Annotated in this window: 8 protein-coding genes and 1 pseudogene; 7 read left to right on the top strand and 2 right to left on the bottom strand. The window is 75.5% G+C overall.

The features are described from left to right. Nucleotides 1-987 (bottom strand): annotated as a pseudogene (locus KBX37_RS31800) (hypothetical protein); the annotation flags it as partial. A gap of 57 nt (nucleotides 988-1,044) precedes the next feature. Here KBX37_RS31800 and KBX37_RS35075 point away from each other — a divergent pair. Next, nucleotides 1,045-1,995, top strand: a complete 951-nt coding sequence (locus KBX37_RS35075) for a Replicase polyprotein 1ab (protein ID WP_247659392.1) — start codon at nucleotides 1,045-1,047, stop codon at nucleotides 1,993-1,995. Beyond that, nucleotides 1,992-3,014, top strand: a complete 1,023-nt coding sequence (locus KBX37_RS31810) for an HAD-IIA family hydrolase (RefSeq protein ID WP_210779542.1) — start codon at nucleotides 1,992-1,994, stop codon at nucleotides 3,012-3,014. Before KBX37_RS35075 ends, KBX37_RS31810 begins: the two co-directional genes overlap by 4 nt. A 40-nt stretch (nucleotides 3,015-3,054) precedes the next feature. On the opposite strand, the gene KBX37_RS31815 is transcribed toward KBX37_RS31810, so the two are convergent. Next, nucleotides 3,055-3,390, bottom strand: a complete 336-nt coding sequence (locus KBX37_RS31815) for an SCP2 sterol-binding domain-containing protein (protein WP_210779543.1) — start codon at nucleotides 3,388-3,390, stop codon at nucleotides 3,055-3,057. Nucleotides 3,391-3,502: 112 nt separating this feature from the next. On the opposite strand from KBX37_RS31815, the gene KBX37_RS31820 reads away from it, so the two are divergent. The 5 genes from KBX37_RS31820 to KBX37_RS31840 all read left to right on the top strand — a co-directional run bounded on the left by KBX37_RS31820 (nucleotide 3,503) and on the right by KBX37_RS31840 (nucleotide 10,195). Next, entirely contained in the window at nucleotides 3,503-4,105 is a 603-nt protein-coding gene (locus tag KBX37_RS31820; RefSeq protein ID WP_210779544.1) for a phasin family protein, read from the top strand. Nucleotides 4,106-4,130: 25 nt separating this feature from the next. After that, a complete protein-coding gene (locus KBX37_RS31825) occupies nucleotides 4,131-4,397 on the top strand; it encodes a hypothetical protein (RefSeq protein WP_210779545.1) in 267 nt (88 codons plus the stop codon). A gap of 20 nt (nucleotides 4,398-4,417) precedes the next feature. Then, on the top strand, nucleotides 4,418-5,278 hold the full coding sequence (locus tag KBX37_RS31830; RefSeq protein WP_210779546.1) for a TlyA family RNA methyltransferase: 861 nt from the start codon (nucleotides 4,418-4,420) through the stop codon (nucleotides 5,276-5,278). A 97-nt stretch (nucleotides 5,279-5,375) separates the two neighbouring features. After that, complete coding sequence (locus KBX37_RS31835) at nucleotides 5,376-6,260, top strand: NAD kinase (RefSeq protein WP_088962661.1); 885 nt, start codon at nucleotides 5,376-5,378, stop codon at nucleotides 6,258-6,260. A 200-nt stretch (nucleotides 6,261-6,460) separates the two neighbouring features. Then, on the top strand, nucleotides 6,461-10,195 hold the full coding sequence (locus KBX37_RS31840) for a S8 family peptidase (RefSeq protein ID WP_210779547.1): 3,735 nt from the start codon (nucleotides 6,461-6,463) through the stop codon (nucleotides 10,193-10,195). The last annotated feature ends 12 nt before the right edge of the window (nucleotides 10,196-10,207 follow it).

Here is a 10,207-nt window from a genome sequence, read left to right on the forward strand (position 1 = left end):
GAGGGTGGCTTCCGCCGCGACGGCGACACCCGTGGCGGTGAGCGCCGTGAGGGTGGTTTCCGCCGCGACGGCGACGCGCCTCGTGAGGGTGGCTTCCGTGGCGGTGACCGCCGTGAGGGTGGCTTCCGTGGCGGTGACCGCCGCGAAGGTGGCGGCTTCCGCCGCGACGGCGACACCCGTGGCGGTGAGCGCCGTGAGGGTGGTTTCCGCCGGGACGGCGAGGCGCCCCGTGGTGGCGGCTTCCGTGACGGCGAGCGGCGCGAGGGCGGCTACCGTTCCGGTCCGCGCGAGGGCGGTTTCCGCCGTGACGGCGAGGCGCCGCGCGGCGGTGGCTACCGTGGCAGCGAGCGCCGTGAGGGCGGCTTCGCCGGCGGTGACCGTGACCGTCGTGAGGGTGGTTTCCGCCGTGACGGCGACACCCGGGGCGGCGAGCGCCGCGAAGGTGGCTTCCGCCGGGACGGCGAGGCGCCCCGTGGTGGCGGTTTCCGTGGTGGCGAGCGCCGTGAGGGCGACACCCGTGGCGGTGAGCGCCGTGAGGGTGGTTTCCGCCGCGAGGGCGAGGCGCCCGGTGGCGGCGGTTTCCGTGGTGGCGAGCGCCGTGAGGGCGACACCCGTGGCGGTGAGCGCCGTGAGGGTGGTTTCCGCCGCGAGGGCGAGGCGCCCCGTGAGGGTGGCTACCGGGGCGGCGAGCGCCGCGAGGGCGGCTACCGCGGCGGTGACCGCCGTGAGGGCGGCTACCGCGGTGGCGAGCGGCCCGAGCGTGGTGGCCCCGGTGACCGGCCGCGTCGTGACGACCAGCGGGGCTTCGAGGACCGGCGCCGCGAGGGTGGGTTCGGCCCCGACCGTGAGCGGCAGGACGAGGTCGAGGGTGGTCGCGCGGTCGCGCCGGCGCTGCCGGACGAGATCTCCGCGACCGACCTCGACACGGCCGTCCGCGCCGAGCTGCTCTCGCTGAACAAGCCGGTGGCGGAGACCGTCGCCCGGCACCTGGTCGCGACCGGTCAGCTGATCGACGAGGACCCTGCCGAGGCGCTCGCCCACGCGATGGCGGCCCGCCGGCTGGCCTCGCGGATCTCCGCGGTGCGGGAGGCGGTCGGGCTGGCCGCGTACCACGCCGCGGAGTGGCAGACGGCCATCGCCGAGCTGCGGACGTACCACCGGATGACCGGGTTGCAGAGTCACCTGGCGGTGCTCGCCGACTGCGAGCGGGCGCTGGGGCGTCCGGAGCGGGCCATCGACCTGTTCCGGGGCGCGGACCGGGAGAAGCTCGACCAGGCCGTCGCCATCGAGCTGCTGATCGTGGCCGCCGGTGCCCGGGGTGACCTCGGGCAGAAGGACGCCGCGGTGGCCATGCTCCAGGTTCCCGAGCTGACCACCGACTCGACCGACCCGTGGACGGCCCGGCTGCGCTACGCCTACGCCGACGCGCTGCTGGCCGGCGGCCGTCGCGAGGAGGCCCGCGAGTGGTTCTCCCGCGCCGCCGACGTGGACACCGATGGTGAGACCGACGCGGCGGAGCGGCTGCTCGAACTCGACGGCGTGCTGATCGAGGGCGACGAGGAGGACGAGCCGGCCGAGGAGATCGCCACCGGTCCCGGCGCGCCCGGCGCGGTGCCGGCGCAGCCGGACGTCGACCTCACCGCCGCCGGCGACCTCACCGACGAGGACCGTCGCGACGACGAGGACGACGACGAGGACGACGAGGACGACGACCGCGACGACGAGGACGACGACTTCGACGACGAGGACGACGACGAGGACGACGAGGACGACGACTTCGACGACGAGGACGACGACCGCGACGAGGACGACGACCGCGACCAGGACGACGACCGTGACGCGGACGGGCTCACCGACGACGAGCTCACCGACGAGGCGGCCACGGCCGTCGCGGCCGAGCCGCCCGCGGCCGACGCCGAGTCGACCGTGACCGACGCCGTGCCGCCGGCCGGCGACGAGCCGGCCGGGCGGGGGTCGGAGTCGGACCAGCGATGACCGAGGTCGCCGGGGATCGGCTGGTCGACGGGTACACCCTGGTCGTGTTCGACCTGGACGGGGTGATCTACCTGATCGACCGGCCGATCCCCGGCGCGGTCGAGGCGGTCGGCCGGCTGCACGCCGACGGCCGCGCGGTCGCGTACGCGACCAACAACGCCTCGCGCCGGTCGAGCGAGGTCGCCGACCTGCTCACCGGCATGGGCGTGGCGGCCGAGCCGCACGAGGTGCTGACCTCCGCCGCGGCCGCCGCCGAATTGCTTCGCGACCGGTTCCCCGCCGGGGCGCCGGTCCTGGTCGTCGGCGCGGAGGCGCTGCGCGCCGAGATCCGCGCCGCCGGGCTCACCCCGGTGGCCCGCGCCGACGAGTCGCCGGTCGCGGTGGTCCAGGGGTACGGCCCGCAGGTGGGCTGGGCGGACCTGGCCGAGGCGTCCGTCGCCATCCGTGCCGGGGCGACCTGGGTGGCCACCAACACCGACCGGACGCTGCCCAGCGGCCGTGGCCCGCTGCCCGGCAACGGCTCGCTGGTGGCCGCGCTGCGGCACACCCTCGACCGGGAACCGGACGTGGTCGTCGGCAAGCCCGAGGCGGCCCTGTTCGCCACCGCCGCGCGCCGCGCCGGCGCAGGCCGGACGCTGGTCGTCGGCGACCGCCTCGACACCGACATCGAGGGTGCCCGCCGTGCCGGGCTGGACAGCTTGCTGGTGCTGACCGGCGTCAGCGACGTACCCGAACTGCTGGCGGCGCCCGAGTCGCGCCGGCCGACGTACGTGGCGTTGAACCTGGCCGGGCTCTTCGACCCGGCGGCGGTGGCCCGGGTGCCGGGCGAGCCGGAGACCGGCGGCTGGTCCGCCGCCCGGGTCGACGGCGGCCTGGAGCTGCGCGGCGCGGGACGGCCGCTGGACGCCCTCGTGGCGCTCTGCGCGGCGGCCTGGTCGGCGCCGGTGGACGCCGCGGACGTGCGCCCCGCGACGCCGGAGGCGCAACGCGCTCTCGCGGCGCTCGGCCTGTCGGCCTGACCGGCCCGGCCATCGCGGCCGGCGGACGTCGCGCCGGCCGTCAGAGCAGCTTGCGGAGCTTCATCAGGTCGAACGGGTTCGCCTTGATCGAGACTCGGCGGGAGGCGACCGCCTTGGTGACGTCGAGCTGACCGTGCACCAGGGCGACCAGGTCGTCGCTGCCGGTGATCAGAGCGATCTTGGCCGTGGCGTCGTCGCCATCGGCCAGGTCGACCAGCCGGCCGCCGGTGATCCGGCCGTGGAACGCGGTGTCCAGGTCGGTGACGCGGCAGGCGAGCGTGCGGTCCAGGTCGATGCGCTGGCCCACCTCGGCGTGGCGCTCCAACCGGCTCGCCAGGTCGTGCAACGCCTGCCGGCACTCGTCCACGCTGGCCACATCGTCTCCTCACACCCGCCACGCCGTTCCTCGGCACCGTACCGCAATGGGCCGTCCGGGGCGCCCGGTAGCGTGAGACCCGCACACCCCGCCCCGCGGAAGGAAAACCGGCATGCAGGATGCGTGGCGCGCCTACCTTGAGCTGGCCATGGGCCTGACGGAGGCGCCCCGGAAGAAGGCCCAGGACGCCGCGCGGCGGCTGGTCGGCACGGGCGGCGCGACCGCCGCCCAGCTCCAGGCGCTCGCCGAGGAACTCGTCTCCACCGGCGCCGCCAACCGTGAGGCGCTGACCAAGCTGGTCCGCTTCGAGGTGGACCGGGCGCTCGGGGCGGTCGGTCTGGCCACCGCCGACGAGGTCGCCGAGCTGACCCGCCGGGTGCACGAGCTGGAGCGGCAGCTGCGCGAGGCCAAGGGCGGCCCGGGCGGGCCGCTGCCGGGCACGTCGCCGGTCGGCGTCACCCCGGGGGGTGTCGCCCCGACGGGCGCGGCCGGTCCGGCCACCGCCGGCCCCAGCGGTGGCGCGGCGGCCGGCTCGGGCGTTCCGCCGGTTCCCGTCCCGACCAAGGCGGTGGCGAAGAAGGCCGTTGCCAAGAAGGCCATCGCCAAGAAGCCACCGGCGTCGGTGAGCACCACCACCGGCGGCGGCGCGACGTCGCCGGCCCGGCCGGTGAAGAAGGCCGCCCCGCGCAAGCGGACCACCGGCGGCACGGAATGACGCCCGCCGCCGGCCGGAGCGCCCGGTGAGCGCCCCGTTCCGCCCCGGGCCACCGCCCGGCGCGCGTCCGGGGCCGCCACCGGGGGCGCGTCCCGGTCCGCCGCCCGGGCCCCGGCCGGGGCCGCCGCCGACCGGGTACGAGGACGTCGAGGAGGCGCACCACCCGGCCGTCGACGCGGCCGTGCAGGCGATGATCAACGCCGAGGGGTTGCCCCCGGCCGACCAGATCGCCCAGTACGAGGCGGCGTACCAGACGCTGCGGGAGACCCTCGCCACCATCGACCAGGCCTGAACCGACCGGAGAACCACCCCATGGCACGTCGTACCCGCCTCGACGCCGAACTCGTCCGCCGCGGCCTGGCCCGTTCCCGGGAGCAGGCCGCCGCGCTGGTCGAGGCCGGCCGGGTCCAGCTGCGCGGGGTGCCGGCGCGCAAGGCCGCCGCGATGGTCGACCCGGCCGACCCGCTGCTGGTCACCGGCGAGGATCCCAGCGCCGAGTACGTCTCCCGGGGCGGCCACAAGTTGGCCGGTGCCCTCGCGGCGTTCACACCGGGCGGGCTGACCGTCGCCGGGCGGCGCTGCCTCGACGCGGGCGCCTCCACCGGCGGCTTCACCGACGTGCTGCTGCGCGCCGACGCCGCCGAGGTCGTCGCGGTGGACGTCGGGTACGGCCAGCTCGCCTGGCCGCTGCGCACCGACGAGCGGGTGAAGGTCTTCGAGCGCACCAACGTCCGCACCCTGACCCCGGAGGTCATCGGCGGCGAGGTGGATCTGACCGTGGCCGACCTGTCGTTCATCTCGCTGCGCCTGGTGTTGCCGGCGCTGGCCGGCTGCACCCGCGCCGACGGCGACCTGGCGTTGATGGTCAAGCCGCAGTTCGAGGTGGGCAAGGAGCGGGTGGGTGCCGGCGGCGTGGTCCGCGACCCGGCGCTGCGGGCCGAGGCGGTGCTCGACGTGGCCGCCACCGCGGCCGGGCTCGGGCTGGGCCTGGCCGACGTGGCGGCCAGTCCACTGCCGGGACCCAGCGGCAACGTCGAGTTCTTCGTATGGTTACGCCGGGACGCCCCGGCGGCCGACCCCGAGCGGGTGCGGGCCGTGGTGGCGGCGGGGCCCGAGGGCCCGGCCACCGCCGGCGAACTGCCGGCGGACCGGACCGGGGAGGTGACAGGGTGAGCGACGAGCGGAACCCGACGAGCAGGGGACGAGAGGCGGATCCGGTGGGCGACAGCGACGGGGTGAGCCCCGGCGGCAGGCACGGGCGGGTGGCCCGGTGAGCCGCACCGCGCTGCTGGTGACGCACACCGGGCGGCGGCGCAGCACCGAACACGCCCGGGCCGTGGCCGCCGATCTCATCGCCGCCGGCTTCGAGGTGCGGGTGGTGGCCGAGGAGGCCGACGACCTCGACCTGCCCGGCGTGGTGCCGGTGACCGGGCCGGAGGCGGCCGAGGGCGCCGAGATCGTCTTCGCCCTCGGCGGGGACGGCACCTTCCTGCGCGCGGCCGAGCTGGCCCGCCCCGCCAAGGCGCCGCTGCTCGGCATCAACCTCGGCAAGGTCGGCTTCCTCGCCGAAGCCGAGATCAACGACCTCGACGTGGCGGTCCGCGACGTGGTGGGGCGCAACTACACCGTGGACGAACGGCTCACCCTCGACGTGACGGCCGAGTTCGACGGCGGGCCGACCATCGAGTCCTGGGCGCTCAACGAGATCAGCGTCGAGAAGGGCGAGCGGGCCCAGATGCTGGAGCTGCTCGTCGACGTCGACGGCCGTCCGCTGTCCCGGTACGGCTGCGACGGGGTGGTCTGCGCGACCCCCACCGGCTCCACCGCGTACGCCTTCTCCGGCGGCGGCCCGGTGGTCTGGCCGGAGGTGGAGGCCCTGCTGCTGGTGCCGATCAGCGCGCACGCGCTGTTCAGCCGCCCGCTGGTGACCGCGCCCACCTCCACGTTCTCGATCACCGTGGACCCGTTCACCACCCTCGCGGTGCTCTGCTGCGACGGCCGGCGGGTCTTCGACCTCCCGCCGGGCGCCCGGGTGACGGTGCGCCGCGGCGCGCTGCCGGTGCGCATCGTCCGGCTGCGGGCCCGGCCGTTCACCGACCGCCTGGTGGCCAAGTTCGGGCTGCCGGTGCAGGGCTGGCGCGGCAGCCGGCGCTGAGCGCTCGCCGGGCGGGGCGGCGCACGTACCCGCCGGCCCGTGCCGGCCACGCGGCCGTGCGGTCGCCGTCGCTCCGTGTCCACCTGGCGACATGTCGCCGGTACGGCGCGCCTTCCCTAGTGACCCAGCGATGATCTTCGGCGCAGACTCCGGAGCGCCGACCTCCCCGAGGCCGGCCTCGGAGTAGAGGAGTACATCGCATGCACCGATCCCCACGCTGGCTCAGTGCCGGCGCGGTCGGCGCGTTGGTGGTCGGACTCACCGCACCGGCGTCCGCCGACCCGCCCGCCCGGCCCAGTGGCCCGAGTTCGGCCACGACCGCCACGAGCGGCGCGCCCGCCCGCATCACCCTGATCACCGGCGACCAGGTGGAGCTGTCTCCCGCCGCGCCCGGTCGGGTCGCCGCCACCGTCCACCCCGGCCCCGGCCGGGACCGGATCACCTTCCACACCATCGAAGCCGACGGTGGGCTGCGGGTGCTGCCCAGCGACGTCGTGCCGTACCTCTCCGCCGGTGTGCTCGACGCCGACCTTTTCGACGTGCAGGAACTGGTCGCCGACGGGTACGGCGACGCCGCTCAGGGCGCGCTGCCACTGATCGTGCGCTACCAGCAGCCGGCCGGCGGGCGGGTCCGTCCGCTCGCCGGGGCCACCGCCGCCCGCCCGCTGGAGAGCATCAACGGCGCCGCGCTGAAGGTCGGCAAGAAGGAGCTCGGCGGGCTGTGGACGACGCTGCGTGGCACGCCGCAGGCGCGTACCGCGGCCGGTGCGCCGGCCCGGCTCGGCGCCGGCATCGACCGGGTCTGGCTGGACGGGCGGGTGCGCGCGGACCTGGAGCACAGCGTGCCGCAGATTGGCGCCCCGGCGGCCTGGGCGGCCGGCCGGGACGGCGCCGGTGTCGAGGTCGCCGTGCTGGACACCGGGGTCGACGCGAACCACCCCGACCTGGCCGGGCGGATCGTCGAGGCGAAGGACTTCAGCGGCACCGGCAGCGCGCAGGACGGGCACGGCCACGGTACCCACGTGGCGTCCACCATCGCCGGCAGCGGCGCCGCCTCCGGCGGGCTGCGCAAGGGCGTGGCGCCGGGTGCGCGGCTGCTCGTCGGCAAGGTGCTCGACGACCACGGCAACGGTTACGGCTCGGACATCATCGCGGGCATGGAGTGGGCCGCCCACTCCGGCGCCAAGGTCGTCAACATGAGCCTCGGCGGCGGCGCCACCGACGGCACCGACCCGATGAGCCAGGCGGTCAACGACCTCACCGCCGAGACCGGCACCCTCTTCGTGATCGCCGCCGGCAATTCGGGCGCGGCGCAAACCGTCGGCTCGCCGGGCGCCGCGACCGCGGCGCTCACCGTCGGCGCGGTGGACCGCGACGACAATCTGGCCGAATTCTCCAGCCGCGGCCCCCGGCTCGGCGACAACGGCCTGAAGCCGGAGATCACCGCCCCGGGCGTCGGCATCGTCGCCGCCCGCGCCGCCGGCACCACCATGGGTACGCCGGTGGACGACGCGTACACGCGGGCGTCCGGGACGTCGATGGCGACCCCGCACGTCGCCGGCGCGGTGGCGATCCTCTCCCAGGAACACCCGGACTGGACCGCCGGGAAGCTCAAGGACGCGCTGGTCAGCACGACGAAGGCGAACCCCGCGCTGACCGTCTTCGAGCAGGGCGGCGGCCGGGTTGACGTGGCCGGCGCGCTGAGCCAGCGGGTGTACGGCTCGGCCACTGCCGACTTCGGCCGGGTGAACACCGGCGGTGCGGCGGTGGAGCGGACCGTTACGTACACCAACGGCACGTCGTCCCCGCAGACCCTGCGGCTGGCGCTGGAGCTCCGCAACCTGGACCGCGGTGCGGCCGAGCCGGACGGGGTGTCGCTCGACGGCACGGAGGTGACCGTGCCGGCCGGCGGCAGTGTGAACGTCCCGCTGCACGCCGACCCGGCGAAGCTGGACCGGGGAGTGCACGGAGGGTGGCTGGTGGCCACCGGCGCGGACGGTGTCGCGGTGCGTACGGCCGTCGGGCTCACCCTCAGTGGCCCGATCCACACCGTCACCCTGCGCGCCCTGGACATGGCCGGGCAGTCCGGCGTGGCGACGGTGTTCACCCTCTTCGGCGAACACCGCGAGTCGGACCAGCTCGGTTGGATCCCCGGCGAGGTGCAGGTGCAGGTCGAGGAGGGCCCGTACCTGCTCGAGGGGCTGATCAATCACGGCGCACCGCTGGACGAGCAGCTCACCCTGGTCACCGATCCCGAGCTGATGGTCGACCGGGATCTCACCGTGGTGCTCGACCCGCGCAAGGCCACGCCGGTGCGGATCGAGACGCCGAAGCCGACCGAGCAGCGGGCGGTGATCAGCTTCTTCGAGCACCGGATCTTCGGCAACGGCCGGCAGGTCGACCACGGCGTGATGGAGTTCAGCACGGTCCAGCAAGTGAACGTCACACCCACCCGGCCGGTGACCCAGGGCGAGTTCGAGTTCTCCTCGCGGTGGCAGCTGGTCGCCCCGATGGTGGACGCCAAGGTCAGCAACGTCTCCGGTCCGCTGGACATCAACCTGCTGCACCAGTCGCCGGCTCCGGACGGCCGGCGGAAGCTGCCGCTGGTGTGGGCGGGCGACGGCACCCCCGCCGAGCTGTCTCGAGCCGGGGTGCGAGGTGCGGCCGCGTTGGTCGCCAGCAGACCCGAGGTTGTCGCGGAGGACCAGATCGTCGCCGATGCCGTCGCGGCGGGCGCCGCGATGGTGCTCATGGTCCGCCCGGCGGATTGGAGCGCGTGGACGGTCTGGGCTCCCGACGGGGACCGCCTGCCGATTCCGTCGATGGTGGTCGCGTACGACGACGGGCAGCGGATGATCGCGGCGGCGAAGGCCGGAGGCGTGACGCTGGATCTGACGCTGACCCCGAACAGCCCCTACCTGTACGACGTGTGGCAGGTGTCGAAGGGGCGGATCCCGGACCGCATCGTGCACCAGGTGACCGCGGACAACACGGCCGAGGTGACCGCCCGCTACGCCGACACCGGCGGGTTCGACTGGGCCGGCGAGCAGCGGTTCGGCTGGCGGCCCTGGCAGGAGTACTCCTGGATGGACGAAAAGCGGTTGGTGCGTACCGGCACCATGCGGCAGGAGTTCGTCAGCGCCGGGGACAACTGGTGGCAGCAGCGGGTGCTGCACCGGCTCCCCTGGTCCTGGGGCCGGCTGGTTGGGGGCTCTACGCAGCAGCCCCGGCAGTACGCCGCCGACGACCGGGTCACCGAAACCTGGCACGCGCCGGTGTCTCGGCCGGCCGTGCCGGCGGGTCCCGGGGTGGCGGTGCCCACGCGTACCGGGGACAACCTCGACCTGCGGGTGGCCGAGTTCGTCGACGCCGACGGCCACTACAGCCCGGCCGGGTTCAGCGAGGAGCAGGACACCGTCGAGCGCCGGCTGAGCCGGGACGGGCAGCAGATCGCCGACCTTTCCGGCGGCTGGGCACCGGTTCCGACCACCCCGGGTTCGGCCCGCTACCGGCTGGACGTCACCACGCGGCGGTCGTCGGACGAGTGGCGGTGGGCCACCCGGACCGAGACGGCCTGGGAGTTCACCTCGGCCCGCCCGGCCGGGGACGCCGCCCAGCCGCTGCCGCTGCTCCAGGTGGACTACCGGGTGCCGGCCGACCTGCGCGGCACGGTCGCCGGCGGGCGTCCGCACCAGCTGGAGCTGACGCTGCGCCAGCCGGCGGGCGTATCGGCCCCGAAGGGCACCAGCCTGCGGGTGGAGGGGTCGTGCGACTCCGGCGCGACCTGGCGGACGGAGCCGGTGCACGGCACCGACACCCGGGACACCGCGCTGGTGCCGGCCGGCAAGGGAGCGGTGTCGCTGCGGGTGCACGCCGCCGACCGCGCCGGCACCGTCGTCGACCAGCCCGTGATCGACGCGTACGGGCTGCGCTGAGCCGGGCGTCCG

The organism is Micromonospora sp. U56, assembly GCF_018070095.1.
Classification (GTDB): Bacteria; Actinomycetota; Actinomycetes; order Mycobacteriales; family Micromonosporaceae; genus Micromonospora; species Micromonospora purpureochromogenes.

Bases quoted from the DNA above. Each gene is read 5' to 3' on its own strand.
- KBX37_RS35075 (WP_247659392.1), top strand. From the start codon at position 1,045: ATGGCGGCCCGCCGGCTGGCCTCGCGGATCTCCGCGGTGCGGGAGGCG.
- KBX37_RS31810 (WP_210779542.1), top strand. From the start codon at position 1,992: ATGACCGAGGTCGCCGGGGATCGGCTGGTCGACGGGTACACCCTGGTC.
- KBX37_RS31820 (WP_210779544.1), top strand. From the start codon at position 3,503: ATGCAGGATGCGTGGCGCGCCTACCTTGAGCTGGCCATGGGCCTGACG.
- KBX37_RS31830 (WP_210779546.1), top strand. From the start codon at position 4,418: ATGGCACGTCGTACCCGCCTCGACGCCGAACTCGTCCGCCGCGGCCTG.
- KBX37_RS31840 (WP_210779547.1), top strand. From the start codon at position 6,461: ATGCACCGATCCCCACGCTGGCTCAGTGCCGGCGCGGTCGGCGCGTTG.